General features: G+C 35.2%; 28 protein-coding genes. 26 read left to right on the plus strand and 2 right to left on the minus strand.

Annotation, left to right across the window (positions count from 1 at the left end; translation table 11 throughout):
* Positions 1 to 9 precede the first annotated feature (9 nt).
* Positions 10 to 1053: a ferredoxin--NADP reductase gene (locus IL45_RS10095; RefSeq protein WP_036583445.1), complete on the minus strand. Its 1044-nt coding sequence runs from the start codon at positions 1051 to 1053 to the stop codon at positions 10 to 12.
* A gap of 93 nt (positions 1054 to 1146) precedes the next feature.
* Here IL45_RS10095 and IL45_RS10100 point away from each other — a divergent pair, with 93 nt between their 5' ends.
* The 24 genes from IL45_RS10100 to IL45_RS10215 all read left to right on the plus strand — a co-directional run bounded on the left by IL45_RS10100 (position 1147) and on the right by IL45_RS10215 (position 23023).
* Positions 1147 to 2631, plus strand: a complete 1485-nt coding sequence (locus tag IL45_RS10100; protein ID WP_036583448.1) for a DUF5687 family protein — start codon at positions 1147 to 1149, stop codon at positions 2629 to 2631.
* Between the two features lie 74 nt (positions 2632 to 2705).
* A complete protein-coding gene (locus IL45_RS10105; RefSeq protein WP_036583450.1) occupies positions 2706 to 3452 on the plus strand; it encodes an ABC transporter ATP-binding protein in 747 nt (248 codons plus the stop codon).
* A gap of 11 nt (positions 3453 to 3463) precedes the next feature.
* Entirely contained in the window at positions 3464 to 3685 is a 222-nt protein-coding gene (locus IL45_RS10110) for a hypothetical protein (protein ID WP_146128639.1), read from the plus strand.
* Between the two features lie 25 nt (positions 3686 to 3710).
* Positions 3711 to 3947, plus strand: coding sequence for a hypothetical protein (locus IL45_RS10115; RefSeq protein ID WP_036583455.1), 237 nt, complete (start codon positions 3711 to 3713; stop codon positions 3945 to 3947).
* A gap of 137 nt (positions 3948 to 4084) precedes the next feature.
* Positions 4085 to 6700: a type IX secretion system periplasmic lipoprotein PorW/SprE gene (porW, locus tag IL45_RS10120; RefSeq protein WP_036583458.1), complete on the plus strand. Its 2616-nt coding sequence runs from the start codon at positions 4085 to 4087 to the stop codon at positions 6698 to 6700.
* Positions 6701 to 6711: 11 nt separating this feature from the next.
* On the plus strand, positions 6712 to 7119 hold the full coding sequence (locus tag IL45_RS10125) for a bactofilin family protein (protein ID WP_036583460.1): 408 nt from the start codon (positions 6712 to 6714) through the stop codon (positions 7117 to 7119).
* A gap of 31 nt (positions 7120 to 7150) precedes the next feature.
* Positions 7151 to 7513 carry a hypothetical protein gene (locus tag IL45_RS10130; RefSeq protein WP_036583462.1) on the plus strand — a complete coding sequence of 121 codons (363 nt, stop codon included), beginning with the start codon at positions 7151 to 7153 and terminating at the stop codon, positions 7511 to 7513.
* A 124-nt stretch (positions 7514 to 7637) separates the two neighbouring features.
* The gene (gene atpB, locus IL45_RS10135; RefSeq protein WP_081866588.1) at positions 7638 to 8828 is read left to right on the plus strand and encodes a F0F1 ATP synthase subunit A; all 1191 of its coding nucleotides are present in this window, start codon (positions 7638 to 7640) and stop codon (positions 8826 to 8828) included.
* A 32-nt stretch (positions 8829 to 8860) separates the two neighbouring features.
* The gene (gene atpE, locus IL45_RS10140) at positions 8861 to 9061 is read left to right on the plus strand and encodes an ATP synthase F0 subunit C (RefSeq protein WP_036583467.1); all 201 of its coding nucleotides are present in this window, start codon (positions 8861 to 8863) and stop codon (positions 9059 to 9061) included.
* 87 nt (positions 9062 to 9148) lie between these two features.
* The gene (locus IL45_RS10145; protein ID WP_036583470.1) at positions 9149 to 9646 is read left to right on the plus strand and encodes a F0F1 ATP synthase subunit B; all 498 of its coding nucleotides are present in this window, start codon (positions 9149 to 9151) and stop codon (positions 9644 to 9646) included.
* A gap of 4 nt (positions 9647 to 9650) precedes the next feature.
* Positions 9651 to 10187, plus strand: a complete 537-nt coding sequence (gene atpH, locus IL45_RS10150; protein ID WP_036583471.1) for an ATP synthase F1 subunit delta — start codon at positions 9651 to 9653, stop codon at positions 10185 to 10187.
* Positions 10188 to 10280: 93 nt separating this feature from the next.
* A complete protein-coding gene (atpA, locus tag IL45_RS10155; protein ID WP_036583473.1) occupies positions 10281 to 11855 on the plus strand; it encodes a F0F1 ATP synthase subunit alpha in 1575 nt (524 codons plus the stop codon).
* 71 nt (positions 11856 to 11926) lie between these two features.
* On the plus strand, positions 11927 to 12802 hold the full coding sequence (atpG, locus tag IL45_RS10160; RefSeq protein ID WP_036583475.1) for an ATP synthase F1 subunit gamma: 876 nt from the start codon (positions 11927 to 11929) through the stop codon (positions 12800 to 12802).
* A 164-nt stretch (positions 12803 to 12966) separates the two neighbouring features.
* Positions 12967 to 13812, plus strand: coding sequence for an alpha/beta fold hydrolase (locus tag IL45_RS10165; RefSeq protein WP_036583476.1), 846 nt, complete (start codon positions 12967 to 12969; stop codon positions 13810 to 13812).
* A complete protein-coding gene (locus IL45_RS10170; protein ID WP_036583479.1) occupies positions 13812 to 14303 on the plus strand; it encodes an RNA polymerase sigma factor in 492 nt (163 codons plus the stop codon). Before IL45_RS10165 ends, IL45_RS10170 begins: the two co-directional genes overlap by 1 nt.
* The gene (locus IL45_RS10175) at positions 14296 to 14844 is read left to right on the plus strand and encodes a hypothetical protein (RefSeq protein WP_036583481.1); all 549 of its coding nucleotides are present in this window, start codon (positions 14296 to 14298) and stop codon (positions 14842 to 14844) included. Before IL45_RS10170 ends, IL45_RS10175 begins: the two co-directional genes overlap by 8 nt.
* Before the next feature lie 60 nt (positions 14845 to 14904).
* Positions 14905 to 15399 (plus strand): hypothetical protein, encoded by a 495-nt coding sequence (locus IL45_RS10180; RefSeq protein WP_036583484.1) that lies wholly within the window; start codon positions 14905 to 14907, stop codon positions 15397 to 15399.
* Positions 15400 to 15490: 91 nt separating this feature from the next.
* On the plus strand, positions 15491 to 16321 hold the full coding sequence (locus IL45_RS10185) for a hypothetical protein (protein ID WP_036583486.1): 831 nt from the start codon (positions 15491 to 15493) through the stop codon (positions 16319 to 16321).
* A 105-nt stretch (positions 16322 to 16426) separates the two neighbouring features.
* Positions 16427 to 17881, plus strand: coding sequence for a lipopolysaccharide biosynthesis protein (locus tag IL45_RS10190; RefSeq protein ID WP_036583488.1), 1455 nt, complete (start codon positions 16427 to 16429; stop codon positions 17879 to 17881).
* Positions 17881 to 18315 (plus strand): dUTP diphosphatase, encoded by a 435-nt coding sequence (gene dut / locus IL45_RS10195; protein ID WP_036583491.1) that lies wholly within the window; start codon positions 17881 to 17883, stop codon positions 18313 to 18315. Before IL45_RS10190 ends, dut begins: the two co-directional genes overlap by 1 nt.
* 331 nt (positions 18316 to 18646) lie before the next feature.
* Positions 18647 to 19663: a sugar phosphate nucleotidyltransferase gene (locus IL45_RS10200; protein WP_036583493.1), complete on the plus strand. Its 1017-nt coding sequence runs from the start codon at positions 18647 to 18649 to the stop codon at positions 19661 to 19663.
* A 19-nt stretch (positions 19664 to 19682) separates the two neighbouring features.
* On the plus strand, positions 19683 to 21062 hold the full coding sequence (locus IL45_RS10205; protein ID WP_036583495.1) for a tetratricopeptide repeat protein: 1380 nt from the start codon (positions 19683 to 19685) through the stop codon (positions 21060 to 21062).
* On the plus strand, positions 21063 to 21818 hold the full coding sequence (locus IL45_RS10210) for a DUF4292 domain-containing protein (protein ID WP_036583498.1): 756 nt from the start codon (positions 21063 to 21065) through the stop codon (positions 21816 to 21818).
* Positions 21818 to 23023, plus strand: coding sequence for a murein hydrolase activator EnvC family protein (locus tag IL45_RS10215; protein WP_036583500.1), 1206 nt, complete (start codon positions 21818 to 21820; stop codon positions 23021 to 23023). The genes IL45_RS10210 and IL45_RS10215 overlap by 1 nt, the downstream gene beginning before the upstream one ends.
* Before the next feature lie 12 nt (positions 23024 to 23035).
* Here the strand turns inward: IL45_RS10215 and IL45_RS10220 are convergent, their stop codons facing one another.
* On the minus strand, positions 23036 to 23545 hold the full coding sequence (locus IL45_RS10220; RefSeq protein WP_036585250.1) for an acyl-CoA thioesterase: 510 nt from the start codon (positions 23543 to 23545) through the stop codon (positions 23036 to 23038).
* 108 nt (positions 23546 to 23653) lie between these two features.
* Here IL45_RS10220 and IL45_RS10225 point away from each other — a divergent pair, with 108 nt between their 5' ends.
* Together IL45_RS10225 and IL45_RS10230 are read left to right on the plus strand one after the other, a co-directional pair.
* On the plus strand, positions 23654 to 24130 hold the full coding sequence (locus tag IL45_RS10225) for a hypothetical protein (RefSeq protein ID WP_146128640.1): 477 nt from the start codon (positions 23654 to 23656) through the stop codon (positions 24128 to 24130).
* 1 nt (position 24131) lies between these two features.
* Positions 24132 to 25679: a hypothetical protein gene (locus tag IL45_RS10230; protein ID WP_036583505.1), complete on the plus strand. Its 1548-nt coding sequence runs from the start codon at positions 24132 to 24134 to the stop codon at positions 25677 to 25679.
* The last annotated feature ends 94 nt before the right edge of the window (positions 25680 to 25773 follow it).

The following is a 25773-nucleotide window of genomic DNA, read 5'->3' on the forward strand; positions in this document are numbered from 1 at the left end:
ATTTTAAATCTACACCTCATCAAAATTAACTTTCACCTTAGCACTCGTCGGGTAAGCTTGACATGCTAGCGAAAGTCCTTCGGCGATTTCAGTATCGGTAAGGATGGCATTTTTGGCCATTTGAGCGCTGCCTTCTTCTATTTGACAAATACAAGAACTACAAATTCCGCCCTGACAGCTGTATGGAGCATCGATATCATTTTTAAGCATGACATCTAGCATGTTATCACTACGCTTCATTGTGAACGTGTGCTCTTCATCATCTAGGATTACGGTAACCTCAGTTAAATGTGAGTCTTCTGTGATTTCTATTTTATTCTCTTTAGTAGAAAAAAGCTCAAAGTGTATGTTTTCTTTAGCTATAATCTCTTTTTCTACAAGATTATCGGTCGTCATGCTGATCATGTCTTCTGGGCCACATAAATAAGCTTTTGCAAAAGCATAATCTGTACAATCCTGCTTCAAGAAAAAGTTTAAATTTCCTTTTGTGACGCGACCAAAAAGTTCGCCATCACGTTCTTCTCTAGAGAAACTATAACGTACGATAAAACGATCGCCATATTGATCTTGAAGATCATTAATTTGTTCAAAATAAATAGTTTGAGAAATACTTTGATTCCCATAAATAAGAGCAAACTTACTATCCGGTTCTGTTTCCAGTACCGTTTTTATAATAGAGATAATAGGTGTGATACCACTACCAGCAGCGACACCTAGGTAGGTTTGTGCATTTGTAGATTTTTCGTGAACAAAAAGCCCTTCTGGTGCAGCAACATCTAGTTGATCTCCAGCACGCAATGTCATGGCATAGTTAGAGAAGACTCCATTTTCTACGGCTTTAACAACGACACTCCAGTGATTCTCGTGTGGTGCACTAGAAAGTGAATAAGCACGTCGTACTTCTTTACCATCTATAGTTGCTTTTAAGGTTAAATACTGACCAGATTGATAATTAAAATCTGAAACTAGTTCTTGTGGTATGTCAAATCTAATTTCTACGGCCTGTGGTGTGACCTTAGTAACTTGTTGTATAGTGAGTTTATGAAATTCCATGGGGCTACTTTTAACGGCTGCAAAAATAAGAAAGGAAAATTGACCTGTAACATTTTTACAACTTTTGTAACTAATACTTCAAATTCACTAACCATGATCAAAAAATTTATCAATCTAGAATGGAAAAGCTTCTTTAGAAGTGCAGCGTTCAAACAGAATCTAGCCATCAAGATTTTAATGGCCTTTGGGGCGTTATATTTTATAGTTGCTTTTGGAGCCCTAGGTGTAGGAAGCTATTTTATCATTGAAGAATTTATTGAAAAAGGTAAAATCGTTGCAGATAATCCTTTTCAAGTCGTGAACGGCTTTTTAATATACTGGGTTTTTGCAGACATAGGTTATCGATACATGCTTCAAAAAATGCCTGTTGCAAACATAAAACCCTTATTGTATTTGCCGTTTAAAAAAGGAAAGATTGTCAATTATGCACTAGGTAAAACTGTTATTTCCTTTTTTAATTTTTTACCAGCATTCTTTTTTATTCCTTTCAGCGTTGTTTTAATTGCGCAAGGTTATAGTGTTATAGGAGTTATAGGCTGGCATCTAGCGATGTTATTTATCACTCTAGCCGCTAATTTTCTTAATGTATTTATGAATAATATGGATAAAGTATTTTATCCAGTACTAGCGGTGATAGCAGGTTTAGGATTGTCCCAATATTATGGTCTTTTTGACATCACGGCATATACAGGCCCTATGTTTATGTTCTTTTATGAAAACGCTTGGGCATTTATAATTCCACTATTATTATTCATAGTGACTTCATATTATGCATATCACTATTTTATCAAACAATTATACCTAGATGAAGGGTTAAAGGCCGTTGCAAAAGAAGCCACCACAGAGGATTTAAGTTTCTTAGATCGCTTCGGTAAACTATCTACTTATTTAAAGAACGACATTAAACTTATAAAAAGAAACAAGCGTGCAAAAATGACCTTTATCATGGGCTTCTTCTTTGTCCTTTATGGGTTGTTTTTCATGAATGATCTATATTCTAGTATTAATGGTATGAAGGTCTTTGCAGGACTTTTTTGTACCGGTGGATTTTTATTCAGCTTTGGTGGATTAGTGCCTAGCTGGGATAGTAGTTATTATAAATTAATGATGTCGCAAAATATTCCCTACAGAGAGTTTTTGCTTAGCAAATGGTGGCTTATGGTCGCAGCGACTGTGGTAAGCACGTTACTGTGTACGTTTTACTTATACTTTGGTCTAGACTGGTGGTTTGGGATGCTCGCAGGTGCTGTTTATAACATTGGCTTTAATAGTTCAGTAGTTTTATGGGGTGGCGCATTTGTGAAGACACCTATAGATTTAATGACAACTAAAAAAGCCTTTGGTGATTCTAAGGCGTTTAATGCAAAAACACTTTTATTGTTAATTCCTAAACTAGTACTGCCAGTGGTGATTTACTACGCATTTGCGTTAACCATAAATGAGTCAGCTGGATTTATAGCTATTGCAGCGACTGGAGTGTTAGGATTGCTTTTCAGAAATAAGATTTTTGATATGATAGAAGACATTTATAAAAACGAGAAGTACGACACGATAGCCGCTTATTCTCAGAAAAACTAAGAGAAGAGCATTAATTAGATATAATACGCTTTCGCGAAAGCGTCATTACCACAACAATAAAGAACACAACTATTATGATTACTATAAATAACCTTTCAAAACAATATAACGGTACTAAAGTTCTAGACATCGAAAGCCTTGAAATTCCTAAGGGACAGGCTATAGGTCTAGTTGGAAATAACGGTGCTGGTAAAACGACCTTGTTTTCATTATTACTAGATTTAATTCAACCATCTAGTGGTCATATCGTTTCTAATGATGTGAGAATCGACCAAAGTGAGGACTGGAAACCATTTACTAGTGCTTTTATAGATGAGAGTTTTTTGATAGGTTACCTTACTCCAGAAGAGTATTTTTATTTCATCGGTGAGTTGCGTGGACAGAACAAAGCAGATATCGATGCGCTCATCGCTAGCTACAGTGATTTCTTTAACGGTGAAGCTGTAGGTCAAAAAAAATACTTGCGTGACCTATCAAAAGGTAACCAGAAAAAAGTAGGTATCGTCGCAGCTTTAATAGGAAAACCACAAGTTGTGATATTAGATGAGCCATTTGCAAACCTAGATCCATCTACACAAATCAGGTTAAAGAAGATTATTAAAGATCTTGCAAATGATCCAGAAGTAACGGTTTTAGTATCTAGTCATGATTTAATACATGTTACAGAGGTTGCACAAAGAGTGGTGTTACTAGAGAAAGGAAGAGTCGTAAAAGATATTGAGAAAAGCAGTGCTACTTTTAAAGAATTAGAAGACTATTTTATCGGTATATCAGAAATTCATGCGCCAGTTGCTACTGTGTTAACTGAAGAAGAAGAATAATGATGAATGCTATGATAAAAATGTACGTGATTCATGTAGTAATTTTTATAGCTATTTTCTTTATAGCACGATATATCATATCACAGTATGTAGTGGATCCAACTTTCTGGATTACAGTAATCCCAGTGGCATGTGGTTGGTTACTTGCACCAAAGCCTCATGTAGAAGAGCATCAATCTGGTAAGCAATATGGTTTAAGAATAGTGTTTTCAAATAAGATTATCAAGTTGTAGTTATCTTTGCATTAAAATTGAAGTCATGAGTGCCAAAATTAAAATGTATCTGGTTTATGGAGTAGTTTTTCTAGCGTTATTCCTAGGTATATGGGTTTTATCTGGATATATGTTTGAACCTGACAGTGCCATGCGCAAATTAACTCCTATAATAGCTTCAATTATTCTGTCTCCTAAACCACATGTCGTGGAAACTCAATCTGGTAGACAATATGGATTAAAGAGTCTGTTCTCAAAAAAAATCTACTGGTTTAAAGATTAAAAATGTCTTTGTCCATCGGTTGATAACTTCCATTTGATCATTTTCTTAGTTAAGGGATAAAAAATCCTTATTTTTACGACCTTTCACAATATCTATGCTGTTTAAGCAGTTATGATAGCTAGATAAAAAAGGAGCTTTTGAGAACCACACTTATTAACATTTTAACGTTTTTGCTTCTACTAGTCATAGTCACTAGTTGTAGTCGTAAAAAAAACTCATTTGTAAGTCGCAATCTACACGCGGTTGGAACTGAGTATAACGTACTTTATAATGGTGATCTCGCCTTGCAAGCTGGATTAGATGAACTAGAAGCAACATATAACGAGGACTATTGGGATATCTTACCGGTAGAACGTATGCAATTAAAGCAAGAGGTATTTCTTCCAGGACAGAAACCGGCAAATCCTAATTTTGAAAGAGCCGAAGAGAAAGCTGTAAAAGCAGTTCAGAAACACTCGATTTTTGTTAATGAAGAAGAGTTCAATCCGCAAGTTGATGATGCTTACTTATTGCTAGGTAAAGCTAGGTACTACGACCAGAGATTTGTCCCAGCTTTAGAGGCATTTAATTACATCTTGCAATTCATGCCAGAAAGTGATCAACTTAATCAGGCAAAAATATGGCGTGAGCGCACTAATATGCGCTTAGAGAATAACGAAACTGCCATCATTAACCTTACTAAATTACTTAAAGAAGAAAGCGAGATTATAGAAAATGAAGATCTAGCAAATGCAAATGCGACACTTTCTCAAGCCTTTTTAAACTTAGAACAAATAGATAGCGCATTGATTTACATGAATCGTGCAGCAAATCTCACTAAGAATAAAGAAACCATCGCTCGCTATAAATTTATAGCAGGACAGCTTTTTGCAAAGGCAGGACAGCGAGACAGTGCCTTTGTAAAGTTTGATCAAATCATAGAAATGCATCGCAAGGTGCCACGTCGCTATTATGTGCATTCATTTATTGAAAAAATAAAACTCTTTGATAATAGTACTGATAGTGAAGTATTATTGTTAGAAACTTTAAATGACCTAGAAGAAAATCGTGAGAATCGCCCGTGGTTAGACCATATTTATTCTCGCAAGGCGATATACTTTGAGAATAGAGATTCACTCAACGATGCGGTAACCTATTATAATCTATCACTAAGGGCAAAAGGTGGAACAGATCAATACTTGCGAGGTAATAATTATAGTGCATTAGGTAAAATAAGTTTCAACCAGAATAAATATGCTGCAGCAGGTAAATATTATGACAGTGCCATGGTTAGTTATGTTGAGCGCAGCCCAGAGCATCGATTGGTAAAAAAGAAAAGAGATAATCTAGAAGATGTTATTCTTTATGAAGAAAGGCGTCGCAGCGCAGACAGTATTTTTAATGTGTTGGACATGTCTACTGATCAACAAATCGCTTATTATAACGAGTACATTGCAAAATTAAAAGCAGAGGAAGAGCGACTAGCAAAACTTGCTGAAGTTGAAGCATTAAAAGAAGCTCAAAATCAAAATGCATTTCAAACCATACAAAATAATAAGACGACTAAGAGAGGTAACGCAGGACCGGCTTTTGGCCCTATAGGCGGTGCACCTTCAACACCTACACTTTCAGGTACTCCTACATTTTACTTCTATAATCCACAAACCGTTGCCCGTGGAAAGCAAGATTTCCGTAGAAAATGGGGGAAACGTAAATTAGAAAATAACTGGAGACGCAAGAATAAAAAAGATGATGGTGGTGGCGAGATTGTTATAGAAGAAGATGAAGCACTCGTAGAAGAAGAGGTTAGGCCAGAGTTTACTCCAGAGTTTTATATCGATCAATTACCAGAAGGGATGAGTGTGCTAGATAGTATTGCAAGCGCTCGTAACTTTGCATATTACCAGCTAGGTGTTATATATAAGGAGAAATTTAAGCGCAATGATTTAGCAATAAGTCGTTTAGAAAATCTAATTGCTTTTGAGCCTGCTGAAAAACTGTTGCTTCCAGGATTATACAATTTATACCTTATATATAATGAGAGTGGCGCTTTCGCGAAAGCGGATACATACAAAAGCCGTATTATTAATGAATTCCCAGATACTAGATATGCACAGATTTTATTGAATCCAGACGCGAAAATAGAAGATAATGCTAGTCCTAGTGCTGTATATAAAAGACTATACAAAGAATACGAGAAAGGCAATTATGAAATCGTGGTCACTAATGTAGAAAGATATGTTACCTTATTTAACGGTGATCCTATTGTACCTAGATTAGAATTATTGAAAGCTTTTGCCGCAGGAAGATTGTATGGTTTCAAAGAGTACAAACGAGGAATCGATTTTGTCGCTCTTAACTTTCCTAATACTGAAGTTGGGAAAAGTGCACAGAAGTTAGTATTAGAGGCAGAAAAACTTAAAATAGCTGAGGCTTTTATGCCAGAGCAAGGTCTTTCTGATTTTAAATTAATATATCGCATTGAGAAAACTAATTATCAAAAGTTAGAACAACTTAAAGATCAATTAGAAAAGGCCATTGAACAAGAGAAATATGGATTTACAGTGTCTGTAGATGTGTATAATCCACAAGAAAATTTAATTGTTGTTCATGGATTAACTTCAAAACTAGGTAGTCGTGGATTAGGAGACTTTATGGCTAATCCTAGCAATGGTTTTAATATCAGCGACACAGCAATACCTATTGCAACAGAAAATTATAAAATCATACAGGTGTATAAAAGCCTGGATGATTATGAAAAAGAAATGCTTTAAACACATTAAATATGTTTAACGATAAGAAAGGTTCAAAAAAAGGACAAATGGAAGCAGGAAAATCGCAAAATAGAATAAGTCACGGTACGGTGATAGAAGGAGATATAACTAGTCAAGGTGGTTTTAGAATTGATGGTACCATCAATGGAACTTTACAAACACCTGCGAAAGTCGTTATCGGTAAAGATGGATCAATTAATGGATCTCTAGAATGTGGAAATGCAGATATAGAAGGAAATTTTAAAGGAAAACTTTCAGTTACTGGTCTATTAACTTTAAAATCTAGTGCTGTAATTGACGGTGAAGTAGTAATTTCTAAATTAGCTGTAGAACCAGGCGCAACCTTTAATGCAACCTGTTCTATGAATACTGGAGTAAAAAACTTGAGCGACAGTAATAAAAAAGGTAAAACAGCATAGACTTATATAATAGTCACACATCTCATTATAAATGAATTTTTACCTCAAGACCTTTTTGTTGCTGTTATTATTGTCACTTTCCATTTTTGGAATACATTATTTAATAGTAGATCATCCGACTATTCCGTTATGGAAAACTTATAGTTTTCTTGGTGTTGCAGCTTTTATTACAGTTAGCGCATTAAAATACGTCTTCGGATTAGTACCAGATAAGCTAGGATTTGCTTTCTTAGCACTAGTTTTTATAAAGTTTGGAATTGTCCTAATTATGTTTCCAGAATTGATAACTGGACCTAGCTTATCAAAAGTTGAGGTATTAGGCTTTTTAATTCCTTATTTTATCTTTTTGTTTTTAGAAGCGGCAATAGTTATTAAGTGGCTTAATCAGAATTAATTGGCAGCTTTAAAAAACTTTAAAAAGCAGTAAAAAATTAACTTTTAAAAGCTCGCTTTTTACACGTTTTTTTGTCATACATTTGCACCCGAATTAAGAGACCTAACTTTTTAAGGTGATTTACATGTATAGAGCGTACTTTAAAATAGCTTTTTTTGCTTTGATCTTTACAGCTTTTGCGACAGCACAAGCTCAAGAACATAATGGTGATTATGCCTTTGATGATGAAATAGAATCAGATGGCGGTAAAGTGAATACAAAAGAAGAAATCGATTCTTATATCGATCATCACTTAAAAGATTCACATGACTTCCATTTATTCTCATATTCAGATGATGCTGGAGTAAGAAAACATGTTGGTTTTTCTTTACCTGTTATTGTTTGGTCTAGTGAAGGTTTAAAATTCTTTATGTCTTCAAGGTTTCATCACGATGATGATGGAAAAGTATTAGTAAAAGCTGGCGACGCCACATTTACAAAACTGCACAGTAAGATATATGAGTTAGATAGTGGTGCTACTGCAATTAATTTTGACGCAGATCATCACCCTACTAATGCTCATAGAGTATTTGATATGTCTATTACAAAGTCTGTTTTTGGACTTCTATTAATAGGTCTGTTAATGCTACTAGTTTTTGGTGCATTAGCAAAGCAGTACAAGACTAAAAAGATCCCTACTGGATTCGGTCGTGTATTAGAGCCGTTAGTATTATATGTAAGAGATGAGATTGCGCGTCCTAATATAGGTGAGACTAAGTATAGAAAATTCATGGGGTATTTATTAACCGTGTTTTTCTTAATCTGGATCAGTAACCTTTTAGGGTTAACACCATTTGGGTTTAACATCACGGGACAAATAGCGGTTACCGTATGTCTTGCTTTATTTACATTTATTATTGTACAATTTAGTGGTAATAAAGATTACTGGATGCACATTTTCTGGATGCCAGGCGTTCCAGTATTAATGAAAATAGCTTTAATACCTATTGAGTTAATAGGTCTGCTTACAAAGCCATTCTCACTTCTTGTACGTTTATTTGCAAACATTACAGCTGGTCACGTTGTAGTCATGGGTCTTATTGCCTTAATGATTACGCTTAAAGCACAGTTCGGTATAGTAGGTTCGACAGGACTTTCTATATTCCTTACCTTGTTCTTATCAGTTATAGAATTATTAGTAGCCTTTTTACAGGCATTTATCTTTACAATGTTATCTGCCCTATTTATAGGGATGGCAGTTGCAGAGCATGATCATCACGAGCATGCTGGCACTGAAGAGGACGACATCGACGAGGTAAGAGAACGTTTTATTTAATTTTTTTTGTTTAATTTTTAATACCCATTATCATGGAAACAGCTTATAATTTAATTGGTGCAGGTCTTATCGTTATCGGTGGTGGTATCGGTCTTGGTCAAATTGGTGGAAAAGCAATGGAAGCTATTGCTCGTCAACCAGAAGCAGCTGGAAAGATCCAAACTGCGATGATTATTATCGGTGCACTTCTTGAAGGACTTGCATTTGGAGCTCTTTTATTAGGTAAAAACTAATAAGAGTTCAAAAAACAAACAGTTCTTGCAACGGTTGGTTGTAAGAACTGTTTAACTATTAAATTTTAAACACAACAACATTTTATTATGTTAGATTTAATTAATGATTTTTCGCCAGGCTTGTTTTTCATGCAAGCACTTATCCTTATCATCTTAATTGTATTGATGAGAAAATTTGCATGGAAACCTATTCTTAACGCTCTTTCTGAAAGAGAAGAAGGAATTGCTGAAGCACTAGCTGCTGCAGAAAATGCAAAAATAGAAATGGCTAATCTTGAAGCTTCTAATCAAGCTGCCGCACAAGAGGCTCGTGCTCAAAGAGACGAGATGCTTAAAGATGCACGTGAGATTAAAGAGAAGATGATTGCAGATGCTGCAGGTCAAGCTCAAGAAAAAGCAGATAAAATTATAGCTCAAGCTCAAGAAGCAATTGAAGCAGAGAAGAAAGCAGCACTTGCAGATATCAAATCTCAAGTAGCTGATCTATCTGTAGACATAGCAGAAAAAGTGACACGTAAAGAACTTTCTCAGAAAGATGCACAACATGCACTTATCGAGCAATTACTAGCCGAAGCAAATATCTAAGAACATGAAATTATCTAGAGCTGCATCCCGATACGCAAATGCTATTCTTAGTCTAGCAATAGATAAGAGTGAAGCTGTCGCTGTAAATGAAGAAATGAAGACTATTCTAGTTACTCTTAACGGTAATAAAGAATTACGTGACTTCATGAGCAGTCCGTTAATCAAATCAGAACAGAAACGTGGCGCATTACGTCAGGTTTTTAAAGATGCAGGTGCAATCACAATGGGATCTTTTGATCTATTAGTAGATAATAAGCGTGCAGATATATTAATGGATGTCGCTACAAAGTATATTTTACTTTTTGAAGAAATGAATAAGCGTGAGATTGCTACAGTAACAACTGCTGTTGAAATCACTGCTGATTTAGAACAAAAAGTGCTAGCAAAAGCAAAAGCGCTTGCTGGTAAAGACATTACATTAGAGAAGAAGGTTGATGAATCTATACTAGGAGGATTTATTCTTAGAGTAGGTGATCAAGAAATCAATGCTAGTGTAGCAAACAAATTAGGACAATTAAAAAGAACATTTGCTACTAGATAGTAAATGTGTTTTAAAATTCCGCTTTCGCGAAAGCGTATTTAATTAAGAATAAATGGTCATTACGACCTATTTGATAAGAATAAAAACAAGAACATGGCAGAAGTAAATCCAGCAGAAGTATCTGCAATACTTAAGCAACAATTATCAGGTTTTGATGCAACTGCATCACTTGATGAAGTGGGAACCGTACTTACAGTAGGTGATGGTATCGCACGTGTTTACGGTCTTTCTAACGCCCAATATGGTGAACTAGTTGCGTTTACATCTGGGATTGAAGGTATCGTTCTTAACCTAGAAGAAGATAATGTAGGTGTGGTACTTTTAGGCCCATCAACAGGTATCGCTGAAGGTGACACTGTGAAACGTACACAACGTATCGCATCTCTTAAAGTAGGTGAAGGTATTGTAGGTCGTGTAGTAAATACATTAGGTGAACCTATCGATGGTAAAGGTGCTATTGAAGGTGACTTATATGAAATGCCTCTAGAGCGCAAAGCTCCTGGAGTTGTTTTCCGTCAACCAGTAACTGAGCCATTACAGACAGGTATTAAGTCTATCGACGCGATGATTCCTGTAGGTCGTGGACAACGTGAACTTGTAATCGGTGACCGTCAAACTGGTAAAACTACTGTTTGTATTGACACGATTCTTAACCAAAAAGAATTTTACGATGCTGGTGAGCCAGTATATTGTATATATGTAGCTATCGGACAAAAAGCGTCTACAGTTGCAAACATTGCAAAAGTACTTGAAGAAAAAGGTGCTCTTGCTTATACTACAATTGTTGCAGCAAATGCATCTGACCCAGCAGCAATGCAGGTTTATGCACCATTTGCTGGAGCATCGATAGGTGAGTACTTCCGTGATACTGGTCGTCCTGCACTTATTATTTATGATGATTTATCTAAGCAAGCTGTTGCTTACCGTGAGATCTCTCTACTTTTACGTCGTCCACCAGGACGTGAGGCGTATCCTGGAGATGTATTCTTCCTTCACTCAAGATTGTTGGAGCGTGCAGCAAAGGTTATTGCAGATGATGAAATTGCAAAAAACATGAACGACCTGCCAGATAGTTTGAAACCTATCGTTAAAGGTGGTGGATCTCTTACTGCACTTCCTATTATTGAAACACAAGCTGGTGATGTATCGGCTTATATTCCTACTAACGTAATTTCGATTACAGATGGACAGATTTTCCTAGATGGTGATTTATTCAACTCTGGTGTACGTCCTGCTATTAACGTTGGTATTTCAGTATCACGTGTTGGTGGATCTGCACAGATTAAGTCTATGAAAAAAGTATCTGGTACTTTAAAATTAGACCAGGCAGCTTTCCGTGAACTTGAAGCATTTGCAAAGTTCGGTTCTGACCTTGATGCAACTACACTTGGTGTTATTGAAAAAGGAAAGAGAAACGTTGAGATATTAAAGCAAGCAGAAAATGATCCTTACACTGTTGAAGATCAGATTGCAATTATCTATGCAGGTTCTAAGAACTTGTTGAAAAACGTTCCTGTTGAAAAAGTAAAAGAATTTGAAAGAGACTTTATAGAATTACTTAATGCAAAGCATAGAGGAACTCTAGATACTCTTAAAGCTGGAAAACTTACTGATGAAGTGATTGATACACTTACAGCAGTAGCAAAAGATCTTTCTAGTAGATACTAAGAACTTAGAGATCAGAGATGAGAAGCATAGTTTCTTATCTCTGACTTCTAACCTCTAACTTCTAACAAATTATGGCGAATCTTAAAGAAATAAGAAACAGAATATCATCAGTATCTTCTACCATGCAGATTACATCTGCTATGAAGATGGTGAGTGCAGCAAAGCTTAAAAAAGCACAAGATGCTATTACAGCAATGCGTCCTTATTCTGATAAGCTTACTGAGATTTTACAGAGTCTAAGCTCTACCTTAGAAGGTGAAGCTGGAAGTAAATTTGCAGAGCAACGTGAAGTAAAAAAAGCCTTAGTTGTCGCTATTACTTCTAATCGTGGTCTTGCAGGTGCTTTTAACTCTAATATTATTAAAGAATTGATTCGTTTGAATCAAGAAGATTTGAAAGGTATCGCTGTTTCTTACATGACTATAGGTAAGAAGGCAAACGATTTTGCAAAGAAGACCGATAATATTATCTCAAACAAGAGTGATCTTTTTGATGACATATCCTTTGATAATGTTGCTCTAATTGCTGAAGAGTTGATGGAGCTTTTTGTAACAGGTGAATTTGATAAAATTGTTTTAGTATATAACAGTTTTAAAAATGCTGCTACTCAAATTATAATGACTGAAGATTTCTTGCCGCTTAAACCAGTAGCAAAGGATGAAGCAGCTATTGAAACTCAAAAAGAGCTAGATTACATTTTTGAGCCTTCTAAAGAAGAAATCATTGAAGAGTTAATACCTAAGTCTTTAAAAATGCAATTGTACAAAGGAGTGCGTGATTCTTGGGCTAGTGAGCACGGTGCACGTATGACTGCAATGCATAAAGCAACAGATAACGCAACAGAACTTAGAGATCAGTTGAAGTTAACTTATAATAAAGCACGTCAGGCTGCCATTACTAACGAGATCCTTGAAATCGTAGGTGGAGCAGAAGCGTTGAATAATTAAAAAAATTCAAAGCTGTCATGCTGAATTTATTTCAGCATCTCATTTTATAATATCTAAAAGCCTTTCAGAAATGAAAGGCTTTTTTCATGTGGTAAAGTTTTTTTATTTTAAGATGTAACATTTTTTGACTTCTGCATCTAAAGGGAAACTTTAAATTCTAAATCATGAAAAAAATTATTTCCCTATTTGTTGCACTTTGTCTTTCTATCGTTGTATTGGCTTGTGATGATCAAAAACCCTTTAAGGTAGAAGTATCTGGATCTGGACAGCCTATATTATTTCTTCCTGGTTTTACGGTTCCCGGTGAGATTTGGAATCCAACGGTAGGTCAATTAAAAAATAAGTATCAATGTCACGTGGTGACATTAGCCGGATTTGATTCAATGGAACCTATAGAGTTTCCATGGTTACCTAAAGTAAATGAATCTCTAGAAAACTATATTATTGATAATAAGTTAGAAGATGTCATCGTAATAGGTCATAGTTTAGGTGGTACTATCGCTACCTGGCTTGCTAGCAGAGAAAATTCTAAAATTAGTCAATTAATACTAGTAGATGCGTTGCCTGCAGCTGGTGCTCTTATGTTTCCAGATTTTAATCCAGATAATTTATCTTATGACAGTCCTTTTAATAAACAACAACTAGAGATGAGTCAAGAAAACTTTGAGCAAATGGCAACAGGAATGTCTATGGGAATGAGCACTAATTCTGAAGCTCAAACGCAAATCAAAAACTGGATACTTGCCGCAGACCGTAAAACCTATGTCTATGGATATACCGATTATCTTAAATTAGACATGCGAGAAGATCTTAGTAAAATTAATGTGCCTGTTACAATACTTGCAGCTGCACTACCTTATGGGGAAGACATGTCCAGAAACACCTATGAAACACAATATAAAAATCTTAAAGAGTATCATTTAATAATATCTAAAGATTCCGCTCACTTTATTATGTTAGATCAACCTGATTGGTTTAAGAGTCAAATTTTAAAAGCACTGGCTGAGTAATGATTCATATAGAAAGAGATTTTAAAGAAATTTACAATAAGCACTCAGATAAAGTGTATCGACTTTGTATAGGTTATGCGGCCGGAAATGAAGATCTAGCAAAAGACTGGCATCAAGAGACATTTATTAAAGTCTGGAATCACAGAAAATCATTTAAGGGTGATTCTTCCATCAGTACTTGGATTTATAGAATAGCGGTAAACACCTGTCTCAGTGATTTAAGAACTCCTAAAAGAAAAGTTACAACAGAAAGACTAGTCAGTGATCAAACAGATTCTAATGAGATATCTGAAGATCGTACAGGCATGATTCAAAAGATGTATCACTGCATCAATCAATTAACATCTCAAAATAAAACACTTATTTTAATGGAGTTAGAGGAAATCCCTCAATCTACCATTGCAAATACGGCAGGTTTAGAACATGGAACCCTTAGAACCAGATTAAGTCGTATTAGAAAATCACTTTTAAAATGTATAAAAAATGGATAACGATATATTAAATAAAGTATGGAATGAAAATAAATCATCTCATACGATTCCTGAACCTAGTTCTATTATAGCTAAGGCAAATCAGCAGCGACGTAAACAGAATATAGGCTTAATTGTTATGGGAATTACCGTTTTAATTCTGATCACTTATGCTACATTATACTTACCAAATTCATTTAATAGCTTTAGCTTGGGACTTACTTTAATGGTTGCTTCTATGCTAGTGAGAATCATCATTGAGATGTATTCAAAACTTCAAAAGGCTTCAAAACTTGCTTCAATGGATGCCAAAACTTATAACCTATACCTGAAAAGATATTATAAGTGGCGTATGAAAATCAATTACATTCTTACACCAGTATGTTTTGCTATTTATTGCTATGGATTGTATTTATTATTTCCCTATTTTAAGAATGAGTTTTCTAACGGATTTTATATTTATCTAATTGTCTCAGCAATTATTTCTCTAATCGTTATAGGGGCTATAATTATAAATCAGATTATTAAAGAAACACGTTTTCTAAGACTATTAAAGCGCTAAATCCATTCCAGTAATTTCTCATTGGCACCACATTTGAACAACAATCCTTAAATTACACCCATGAAAGCAATCTATATTTTACTAGCCTTGACCATTAGCTCTTGTGGAGCCCAAAAAATGTCAGAAACCTATACGTCTGCAGACTTTCCGGTCTCTCAACAAGCATATGCACAAGCATGGAATGGTGGCGCACCTGGATCTGGTAGCGGTATCACTTTATATTTCCCTACAAAGGTTACTAGCTGTAAAGAGATTGTTGCGATCTACTTTCGCAATAGCGTTAATAAAACAGTAAACTACACGGCAGATGACCGCATGATGATGGTGTCACGATTTCGCACAGATTTTAATAATCGTCAGGATCTGATCATGGATCTGGATTCTAAAAAAGAGGCGCAAAATGAAGCGCCTAATATTGAGAAATTCCCATTTGAGTTGAAAGATAATGAAGCCGTTATTGCTTTAAAAGAAATAAATAGTGATTCCATAAGCTATGTAAAGCTGCTTGATATTCAAGAACGCTCGCAATTGGATATGCCTTCTATGCCTCAATAGGTCATTTCACTCAATCAAATATAGTAGGCGCTCATTATAGCTATGAGCGCCTTTTTTATGCGCTTAAGTTTGACTCATAAAATTTACAACTATGAAAAATCTATTGAGAATAACAATTATCGCTTTGACATTTTCGGGACTTGCAAATGCTCAAGGAGCAGAAATTGCTAGAGAAATCAGAAACTACATGAACGCAGAGACCAGTGACGAGATGATAGAAGTAAAAGATAAAGCAGGTAAAACACACTATGTGCGCAGTGCTGCAACAACTACTGCACATCATATAGGTGGACAGAATACTTCTACAAATACAGTCGTTTTTGACGCCTTTAATGCTCATCCAGAGTGGCAAAACATGAATGTAGTCGTAGACTGGACAGGCAGCATGTACAGTTATGTAGGTCAGGTAGTGCGATGGCACCATGTCAATAAAGACAAACAATTGATGAATAGCATGGTGCTTTTTAATGATGGCGATGATAAACTGAGGCAAGGACGTAGTGGTAAAACAATAGGTAGTACAGGTGGTATTTATTTTCCTAACCATTTAGATATTGACAGTTTTTTAAATACTGTAGCAACAGCAGTAGATAATGGCGGCGGCGGCGATGGACCAGAAAATGATGTTGAGGCCATCATAGCAGCCCAAGCACATGACCAATCTGGTAGTGACTTTGTTCTCATTGCAGATGCTACTAGTATTAGAGATATTTCTCTAGTACATCAAATTAAACGACCAGTACATGTCATTCTTTGTGACCATGTTTCACCAGATTACATCACGCTTGCCCGTACTACTGGCGGCAGCATTACATGGCCAGGTGGTTATACAGACTATAGCCAGGTGCAATGCACTACACATCATGTAACCGTTTGCAATCATCACCATAGTCACGATATAGCGTGTCATGTTCATGAGTAAATTATAGTAATAAGCAATTATTTTAAATACGCTTTCGCGAAAGCGTTGCATTGTAGAACCTTGTGATTATAACTACCTTTGAGCGGTAATAATTACAAGGTTTTTTTGAGCGCAATTAATCGTCTTTTTAAGCACACATTTGTCTATGGTCTAGCGACCGTACTACCTCGATTATTAACCGTATTACTGACGCCATTATTAACTAATTACTTACCTAATCCAGAAGATTTTGGGGAAGTTTCCATCATATTCTCTTGGATCATAATCTTTAATGTCTTGTTGACTTATGGTACAGAGACGGCGTTTTTTAGATATTTTACAGAGACTGATGATAAATCTAAGGTTCTAGGAACGGCTATAGGCACTTTGTTAGGTACTACGTTATTATTTGTGATCGTTTCTTACTTAAGTTTAGACCACATCGCTTCATGGACTGATAAATCTGCAAATTACTGGAGATGGGTGATAGGTGTACTGGCTTTTGATACTCTAGCAGTAGTGCCATTTGCTTATATGAGAGCACAAGGCAAAGCGGTAAAGTATGCAGTAATTAAAATGATTAACGTAATCATTTCGGTAGGTTGCAGTGCGCTTTTCTTGATATGGCTGCAAGATATTCCAGGTTTACGAGATTGGTTGCCTGGTGATAAGATTGAATTGTATTTCATTGCATTTTTTGGGGCAAGTGCACTCACGTTTTTGGTGATTTGTAAACCATACTTCAGTAAGTGGAAATTTGATGTCTTGTTATGGAAAAGAATGCTGCGCTATGGCTTTCCTATTTTAATAGCTGGATTAGCATTTGCTATTAATGAAACCTTTGATAAAATATTATTAGAATGGTTGTTGATTGATAATGCTACTGATCAAGTAGGAATCTATACGGCATGTTATAGACTTGCTGTAGGGATGACTTTGTTTTCAACTGCCTTTAAATTAGGAGTCGAACCTTTCTTTTTTAGTGAGGCAAAAAATGAAAAGGCACCACAGCTCTATGCTCAAATTACAAAGATGTTTGTAATCTTGGGCTCGATAGCATTACTTGCTTATATAGTATTAGTAGATCTGATTAAAGTATTATTAATCAATGAAAAATATTATGATGCGATGGATATCGTACCTATGGTATTGATTGCCTATTTATTTTTTGGGATATATCAGTCCATATCTGTTTGGTATAAGGTAACTGATAAAACTAAATATGGAGCTTATATTTCAGTTCTCGGAGCTGCGTTAACTATAGGATTGAACATTCTATTGATTCCACAAATGGGTTATATAGCCAGCGCAATAACTACATGCGCTGCTTATGGATTAATGATGGTAACGTCTTATTTTCTTAGTAGAAAGCATTTTGCAATACCATATGACCTTAAAAATATCTTATTGTATTTAATCGTTTCGATTAGTTTTTCCCTGATATTCTTTTATTTTTTCAGAGAAGAGTTGGGTATAGGCAGTTGGAGTCTTTATCTTGTGGGAATACTAATGACGGCTGTTCTAGCCGGATTAATCTGGATACGAGAGAAAACATTTATTAAAAATTTGATTAAAAAATAATGACCATAAAAATCATCAATAAATCGGCACATGCATTACCTCATTATGAGACTGAGGCTAGTGCAGGAATGGATTTAAGAGCAAACCTAGAAACAGCAGTGATTCTGGAACCTATGGAACGTGCCATTATTAAAACAGGTCTATTTATAGAACTACCTATAGGTTATGAAGCGCAAGTAAGACCTAGAAGTGGTCTCGCTGCAAAAAAAGGAATTACAGTTTTAAACGCACCAGGAACAGTCGATGCAGATTATCGTGGTGAAATAGGCGTGATTCTTGTAAATTTATCAAATGAAGCGTTTACTATTGAAAACGGTGAACGTATTGCACAACTTGTCATTGCAAAGCATGAGCGTGCACAATGGCAAAAAGTAGAAGAATTAAGCAGTACAGATCGCGGTGCAGGCGGTTTTGGGAGTACTGGCGTGAGGTAATTTATTAGTGACTCAATATTTATTATATTTTAAATAATTCTTATTGTTGTTAAAGTGACCTAAGAGAGTTTTACGTAAAAAATGAAATGAGTGAAGGGTTAAGCAAAAATCGTTTAGGAATGTAAAATGGTTGAAAGCGAATTGATTATTTAATTGGAAGAATATATAATATCCAACTAACCTTCTTTTTGCGCCGTAGCGAATGAAATTTTTAGTAAAATGCTCTTAAGTCTTGATTTTTTTGTTTCGTTTTTTCATCAAGGAAAAAATGAAAAGAGATATTTAAAAGAAAGAAAACTATATTCTGTAAAAGGAATTTGAAATAAAACACATGAAAATAATTGTACCTATGGCTGGCCGTGGTTCTAGATTAAGACCACATACAATAACAGTTCCTAAGCCGTTAATTCCTATTGCAAATAAACCTATCGTTCACAGATTAGTGACAGATATTGCTCGCATATTAGAAGAGCCAGTTACTGAAGTGGCTTTTATATTGGGCGATCCGGCATTTTTTGGCGATGATGTAGTAAAAAGTTTAGAAGAGTTAGCTACCAGTCTAGGAGCAAAAGCTAGTATATACCGTCAAGGTGAACCATTAGGGACTGGACACGCTATTATGAGTGCGGCAGACTCACTTTCAGGACCTGCAGTAGTTGCTTATGCAGACACGTTAATAAGAGCAGATTTTAAACTAGATCCTGCAGCAGACGCTGTTATATGGACAAAGCAAGTTGATCAACCAGAAGCTTATGGTGTGGTAAAACTTAACGATAAAGAAGAAATTGTTGAGCTCGTTGAAAAGCCAGAAACTTTTGTGTCTGATCAAGCTGTAATAGGAATCTATTACTTTAAAGAAGTTGCAGACCTTAAAAATGAGTTACAGTTTGTATTAGAAAATAACATCATCAATGGTGGAGAATACCAAATTAATGATGGTATCAAACGCATGATGCAAAATGGGAAAGTTTTTAAAACAGGAACCGTAGATGAGTGGATGGACTGTGGTAATAAAGTGGTTACTGTAGAGACCAACACACGCATCATCGAGTTCATGAAAAAGGACGGAAGTGATGAAATCAACACAAATCCTACCTTAGAAAATGCTAAAATCATAGAACCTTGCGTTATAGACCCATCAGTAGTCATTAAAAACTCTACAGTAGGGCCACACGTTTCTATAGGAGCAGGAACTACTATAGAAAACTCAACTATTAAAAATTCATTAATACAGTGTCATTCTGTAATTAAGAACGCTACTTTAGATGAGGCTATGATAGGAAATCACGTAAAGTATAATGCAAACTATAACAAGGTGAGCATCGGTGATTACACAGTAATGGAATAATTATTGAACTTAAAACAGAATGAAAAAACACTTATCAATTATTTTGATAGCTACTGCCCTATCCTGGAGCACGACTACATATGCTCAAGAAGAAGTAGAAGCAGTAGAAGTGAATCAAGATGATCTAGGTGACGTTTCTAATGGTTTTAAAGATGCATTTTTTAACGCTCTTGCAGAAAAAGCTAAAGGGAATCATGATCGTGCCATAGTATTGTTAGAAAACTGTGCAAAAAATGAACCTACTTCTGGAGCAGTACAATTTGAACTAGCAAAAAATCATTTTGCAAATAAGGATTTTAATAAAGCAGAACAATCTGTTAGAAAAGGAATAGAACTATCTGGTAACAATGAGTGGATGCTCGATATGCTTTTTGACATATATGATGAGCAAAAGCAATATGATAAAGCAGTTCCCGTAATGGAACAACTAGTAAAAATCAATGATAACTATGTTGAGTTTTTACCAACCTTATATTACCGTACTGGCCAGTATGATAAAGCTTTAAAATCCCTTAATGATATAGATGCTAGACAAGGTAACGATGATCCACGCAGGAATGCTCTACGTCGCAGTCTCGAAAGTAGACAGCAACAAGAAGTACGTAATGAAAATAATATAGAGTCATTAGAGGCAGAAATCGCAAAGAATCCTAAAAATGAACAAGCCTATATAAACTTAATTTACATGCATAGTCGCAATGGAGATCAGGATGCTGTTTTTGAAGTAGCTCAAGATTTTGAGCGTAATTTACCAGATAGTGATGCTGCCCATTTAGCCCTTTATAAAATATACTTTGAAAACGATCGTATAGAAGAAGGCGTGGCTAGTTTAGAAAAAGTATTGACATCAAATAAGATTGATCGAGAAACTAAAATGAAGGTTCTACAAGACTTCATAAGTATGTCAGACGGTCGTGTAGAACTAGAGAAAGCAGTAAACCAAGCGATCGATTGGTTATCTGATGATATTGAAGACCCTAATGCTTATCGTGCCATGGGTGATTTTTATCTTAAGAAAAAGGACCCTATACAAGCTATTGCTTTTTATGAAAAAGGTCTTGAGCTAGATGGTAATGATATTGATATTATAAAGAGCATAGCTTTGTTGAGTATTGATGTAAAAGATTATAAGAAAACGCTAGCGATAACAATTTCTGCCATAGAAAAGTTCCCAGCGCAGCCATTATTTTATCTATTAAATGGTGTGGCTCATAATAGTTTAAATGCTCCAGATAAGGCTATTGAAATTATAGAATTGGGACAAAGCTATTTACTAGATGAATTTAAATTAGAGCAGGATATGTACCAGCAGCTCGCTATCTCTTATGATAAAAAAGGAGACACAGCTCGTGCTTCTAAAATGAGAGCCAAAGCTCAAGAACTTTCTAAAAAGTTATAAATGAAAGCATACCGAATTATATACATCTTTCTTGCGTTAGTTATTACAAGTTGTGGTAGTGTACAAAAAGCTGCAAATAACGCTAGTGCCACGGCAAAAAAGGCAAGTGTAGTAAAGGCTCATACAGCTGCTCGCACAGACTTTAAAACTATGAAATCCAGACTTTCTGTAAGTTATAAAGACGAGAAGCAATCGCGTAATGTGACGGTAGATTTACGTATTGAAAAAGGAAAACAAATCTGGATGAGTGCAAAGTTCCTAGGCTTTACAGCAGCAAAAATTTATATTACTCCAGATCGTGTACAGTTTTATGAAAAACTAAAAGGAAGATCCTTTGATGGTGATTTTTCATTAATAAGTGACTTTTTAGGTGAGCCACTAGAATATCAACAGCTGGAGGATTTATTATTAGGCCAGGCAGTTGAATCGTTACAGCCTCATGATTTCTCTATCGTTGATAATCAGTATCAATTTAAACAAGGACAGCTTATTGAAAAGCTATTTAAATTACGTCCATCAGACTTTAAATTAAGCCAGCAATCTATAAGAAAACCTGCAGATGACAGTTTTCTAGTCATTACTTATCCAGACTATCAGGTAGTGGACAAGCGCATTATTCCGCTAGAGGTAAAAGTCGATGCAAAACGTGGTAAACGTCTTTCTCAAGTCATATTAGAATTTAAAAATATAGAGTTCAATCAGGACCTATCATTTCCATTTTCAATTCCGTCTAATAGCAAACCCATGAATCTATAATGGGAAGAAAGAGTTTGTTATTTACGATTTTGTTTTTGAGTTTCGCTTTCGCGAAAGCGCAGTCAGAAAAAGCACAGCTAGAAGCTAAAAAGGCAAGGATACAGGCCGAAATCAATCAGTTCTCAAGGTTACTTTCTAATGTTAAGAAAGAAAGTAAAACGATGGTATTGCTCGTGGAGACTATCGACAAAAAAATAGCCAGCACCCAAGAATTAATAAACATTACAAATAAACAGGCTAATTTAATCACGCGCAGTATTAAGAAAAATACGGACGAGAATACCAAGCTCAAAAAAGAAATCAAAACTCAAAAAGAAGAATATGCTCGCATGATTGTCAAAGCATATAAATCAAAAAATGAGCAAAGTAGATTAATGTTCTTACTATCATCTGAAGATTTTTTACAGGCCTACAAAAGAGTACAGTACTTAAAATCATATGCAGATTATCGTAAAAAGCAGGCAGATGAAATCACTGCTAAATCCATGCGACTAGAACAGATTAATAAAGACCTGCAAGAAGAAAAAAAGCAAAAGCAAGAGGTTTTAAAAATTAATAAACAACAACGTATTGCATTACAAAAAGATAAGCAAGAGCAAGAAAATTTACTAGCTGTTGTAAAACAAGACGAGAAGAAATACTCTAAAGAGATAAGAGAAGCCAGTAAAGAACGTGCGATAATTAATAGACAAATTCAAAAGCTTATTGAGGCCGATATCGCAGCGTCTAATAAAGGTAAAACCGGTGCGGTAAAAGGAAAGTTTTATTTATCACCAGAGGCAAAAGTACTCGCAAATAACTTTAAGTCCAACAAGGGAAAATTGCCCTATCCAGTAGATGAGTTTATCATCTCAAGAAAATATGGTGATCAACCACATCCTGTACTTGCCGGAATTAAAATTGCTTCCAATGGATTGCGATTTCAAGCGCCATCTAACTCACCAGCAAAAGCAATTTTTACTGGTGAAGTGGTAAGAGTGCAAAAGGCAGCAAACGGTATTTTATCTGTTTATATAAGACATGGTAATTACACGTCTGTCTATGGTAACTTAAAAAGTGTTGTCGTACAAAAAGGTGATCAAATTAAAACGGAAGACATTATAGGAACTGTTTTCACAGACAATTCTGGTGTAACAGAGCTACGTTTCGTACTTATGGAAGATAGCCACACAGTTGATCCTGCTGGGTGGTTATTGAGGTTTTAATAACCTGATTTACTACTCAAACAATGCTTTCAATTCTGTAGCGTCCTTTGCTTTCATTTTACCTGCAAGAACTAGGCTCAATTGCTTGCGACGCAATGCTGCATCGTATTTTGATTTCTCATCCTCGGTTTCTGGTAAAATAGCAGGTACTTGTACTGGACGACCGGTTTCATCCACAGCAACAAAGGTGTATATAGCCTCGTTTGCTTGGGTTTTTTCACCACTCTCACGATCTTCTATCCATACGTTCATATGAACTTCCATAGATGATGTAAATGCTCTTGAAACCTTAGCCTCTATTGTCACAACACTTCCTAATGGCACCATTCTATTAAACGCGACATGATTTACAGATGCTGTTACAACGATACGTCTGGAGTGTCTTCTCGCGGCAATACTGGCTGCACGGTCCATACGTGCTAGTAACTCACCACCAAATAGATTATTCAATGGGTTGGTCTCACTAGGCAAGACCATATCTGTAACAGTGGTAAAAGATTGTGAAGGCGTTTTGGCTTCCATTTTAATAATTTTTTGCAAAGGTAAGGTTGTACCTATTCTAAATAATTTAAAAATTTCATTAATTTTTTTCTTTAAAACTTTATGCATAGCTTTTGCAAAATTTTTAAAGTGAAAAAACTGACAATTATATTTTTATTGCTTTTAGGTAGTTTTTGTGTCGGGCAAGAAAATGAATCTTCAATAGGTCTGCATATAGGCTACCCAATAGATACTGAGGTATCACAATACAATTTTGGAATCTTTATAAATCCTATGTGGGAACTCTCAGAAGATAGTTACTTAGGTGGTTATCTAGGATTAAATTATATCGTTTTACAAACTGAAGATGCAGGTGGAGCAGAGTTACCGCTTGCAGATTTTGGAGCTTCTTATAAATACTACTTTTTGGAGTTTGTTTATGCTCAAGTAAATGGAGGAATAAGTTATAATGGTCCCGAAGGTTTCTTTACAGTAACAGGATTTGCAAATCCCACTATAGGATATTCTTTTAATAAAACAAACGTGTTTGTAGGCTATCGCAAACTTTTCTTTAACGACGCTAACCTAGATAGTATAGAAGCTGGCATCTCATTTAAATTTTTCTAAAATGAAAAAAACAATTACAATTTTAACCATGTCTTTATGTTCCATAATGGCATTTTCACAAATCGCACCAGAGGTGATTGTTAGTAAACCTGTGGAAGTCAAAAAGTCCACCAATCAAATTGCTTACGGCACAGAAGATGATCAAGGGAATACCATAGTATTGATGAATAACTTTGAAGGTGGAGTTCAATTTATGGCAAAGCTTGATGAGAACATGAATGTCATTAAAGCTGACGCTATTAAAGCAAGCAGAAAAGAGAATGCAATTAGTTCAATTAAAGTTGATGATGGTAATCTTGTAGCAATTGTGGACACTGGTGAAAGTTTTGAAACGGCTTCTTTTAATACTGCAAAAAATGAGTTTGATATGCCTAAATTCAAAACTTATAAAATAAAAGTAAATCCGTATAAGACCGATTACTCTCCAAATAAAAGCATTTTACTAAAAACAAATAGACAGGGAAAATATAATAAGACAGGAAAGGACAAAAGAACTTTTATTATTGGTGATAAAGATGGAAATGTTCTAGAAACAAAAACTCATACTGGAGAACTTCCTCAAATGCTATATGAAGATTTTTATTTTCATATATCTTCTCCTGGAATCTTAGATGATGGAACTGTAATAATGCAAACTCTTCCACATTGGGTAAAGAAAAAAGAAGGTAAGGCATCCCGTAAAAATAGAAGTGTCCAAAAAAACCTTCCTAGGGAAATAAAATTCTATTTTTTTCCACCTAATAGTGATAAGGCATCAGAAACTCTTTATTTAGGAAGCGATTCAAGAGCCATTGTTAGTTCAAATTATGTGTCTGATAAAGATCATTTATATGTTGTTTCTGTTACTGAAGAGTTTTCTTTTGAAGAAGGAGTTTCTGATAAATCTTTTATTCAAGTAGATAAGATTTCTTTTTCTTCAAAAAAGGTCGTTGAGACAAATGAATACGAATTAGCTAAAAGTACTGATGAGTTTTATATCAATTTGATTAAAACTGTAACTATTGATGATTCGGGTGCAATTAGGTTTGTTGGTGAAAATGTTAATCTAGGTAACTTTATGAATGACGCGATTTATGATAATTTGAGTTATGCAGGCCACGGAGATGTGTTAATAGGTGAAATAACTAATAATAAATCTAATTTTTATTACCTAGATAGAAAAATGAAAAATGAGGTCATCCAAAAAATAAAAGGTGCTGGATCGAGATTTAGCACTGGTGTGTTTTCATTTGAGAAAAACAATGAATTATTTGTGTTATTCAATAGTGGAGATTTCAGTGAAATTGATAAGAATAATTTCACAGCTAATTACTTAGATAGCGCCAGTCAAAAGATAAGAGATAAAAAAGGCATAGGTGCGGTATTAAAAAATATTAAATCTCAAGCATATATTTTTAAATTAGGTGCTAATGGTTTGGAATATGAAGCAATTGAGAAAGCATATGATAATCCTTTAGCTTTTGAAAAAGCCTATTTAAATGAAAAAGGAGAGGTAATCGTAGCTACTGGAGAATGGGATTCCAAGCAGTTTGTAAAGATGAAATTCTAAGTAAAATCAATAAGTTGATATTAAAAAATCCTCATCTTTAAGATGAGGATTTTGTGTTTATAATATTTTTGAAACCGGTCTTAGATTGCCTTAG

Source organism: Nonlabens ulvanivorans (assembly GCF_000732625.1).
Classification (GTDB): domain Bacteria; phylum Bacteroidota; class Bacteroidia; order Flavobacteriales; family Flavobacteriaceae; genus Nonlabens; species Nonlabens ulvanivorans.

Excerpts from the sequence above, each read along its gene's own strand:
- IL45_RS10095 (WP_036583445.1), bottom strand. The coding sequence starts at position 1,053 with ATGGAATTTCATAAACTCACTATACAACAAGTTACTAAGGTCACACCA.
- IL45_RS10100 (WP_036583448.1), top strand. The coding sequence starts at position 1,147 with ATGATCAAAAAATTTATCAATCTAGAATGGAAAAGCTTCTTTAGAAGT.
- IL45_RS10105 (WP_036583450.1), top strand. The coding sequence starts at position 2,706 with ATGATTACTATAAATAACCTTTCAAAACAATATAACGGTACTAAAGTT.
- IL45_RS10110 (WP_146128639.1), top strand. The coding sequence starts at position 3,464 with ATGATAAAAATGTACGTGATTCATGTAGTAATTTTTATAGCTATTTTC.
- IL45_RS10115 (WP_036583455.1), top strand. The coding sequence starts at position 3,711 with ATGAGTGCCAAAATTAAAATGTATCTGGTTTATGGAGTAGTTTTTCTA.
- IL45_RS10125 (WP_036583460.1), top strand. The coding sequence starts at position 6,712 with ATGTTTAACGATAAGAAAGGTTCAAAAAAAGGACAAATGGAAGCAGGA.
- IL45_RS10130 (WP_036583462.1), top strand. The coding sequence starts at position 7,151 with ATGAATTTTTACCTCAAGACCTTTTTGTTGCTGTTATTATTGTCACTT.
- atpB (WP_081866588.1), top strand. The coding sequence starts at position 7,638 with ATGTATAGAGCGTACTTTAAAATAGCTTTTTTTGCTTTGATCTTTACA.
- atpE (WP_036583467.1), top strand. The coding sequence starts at position 8,861 with ATGGAAACAGCTTATAATTTAATTGGTGCAGGTCTTATCGTTATCGGT.
- IL45_RS10145 (WP_036583470.1), top strand. The coding sequence starts at position 9,149 with ATGTTAGATTTAATTAATGATTTTTCGCCAGGCTTGTTTTTCATGCAA.
- atpH (WP_036583471.1), top strand. The coding sequence starts at position 9,651 with ATGAAATTATCTAGAGCTGCATCCCGATACGCAAATGCTATTCTTAGT.
- atpA (WP_036583473.1), top strand. The coding sequence starts at position 10,281 with ATGGCAGAAGTAAATCCAGCAGAAGTATCTGCAATACTTAAGCAACAA.
- atpG (WP_036583475.1), top strand. The coding sequence starts at position 11,927 with ATGGCGAATCTTAAAGAAATAAGAAACAGAATATCATCAGTATCTTCT.
- IL45_RS10165 (WP_036583476.1), top strand. The coding sequence starts at position 12,967 with ATGAAAAAAATTATTTCCCTATTTGTTGCACTTTGTCTTTCTATCGTT.
- IL45_RS10170 (WP_036583479.1), top strand. The coding sequence starts at position 13,812 with ATGATTCATATAGAAAGAGATTTTAAAGAAATTTACAATAAGCACTCA.
- IL45_RS10175 (WP_036583481.1), top strand. The coding sequence starts at position 14,296 with ATGGATAACGATATATTAAATAAAGTATGGAATGAAAATAAATCATCT.
- IL45_RS10180 (WP_036583484.1), top strand. The coding sequence starts at position 14,905 with ATGAAAGCAATCTATATTTTACTAGCCTTGACCATTAGCTCTTGTGGA.
- IL45_RS10185 (WP_036583486.1), top strand. The coding sequence starts at position 15,491 with ATGAAAAATCTATTGAGAATAACAATTATCGCTTTGACATTTTCGGGA.
- dut (WP_036583491.1), top strand. The coding sequence starts at position 17,881 with ATGACCATAAAAATCATCAATAAATCGGCACATGCATTACCTCATTAT.
- IL45_RS10200 (WP_036583493.1), top strand. The coding sequence starts at position 18,647 with ATGAAAATAATTGTACCTATGGCTGGCCGTGGTTCTAGATTAAGACCA.
- IL45_RS10205 (WP_036583495.1), top strand. The coding sequence starts at position 19,683 with ATGAAAAAACACTTATCAATTATTTTGATAGCTACTGCCCTATCCTGG.
- IL45_RS10210 (WP_036583498.1), top strand. The coding sequence starts at position 21,063 with ATGAAAGCATACCGAATTATATACATCTTTCTTGCGTTAGTTATTACA.
- IL45_RS10215 (WP_036583500.1), top strand. The coding sequence starts at position 21,818 with ATGGGAAGAAAGAGTTTGTTATTTACGATTTTGTTTTTGAGTTTCGCT.
- IL45_RS10220 (WP_036585250.1), bottom strand. The coding sequence starts at position 23,545 with ATGGAAGCCAAAACGCCTTCACAATCTTTTACCACTGTTACAGATATG.
- IL45_RS10230 (WP_036583505.1), top strand. The coding sequence starts at position 24,132 with ATGAAAAAAACAATTACAATTTTAACCATGTCTTTATGTTCCATAATG.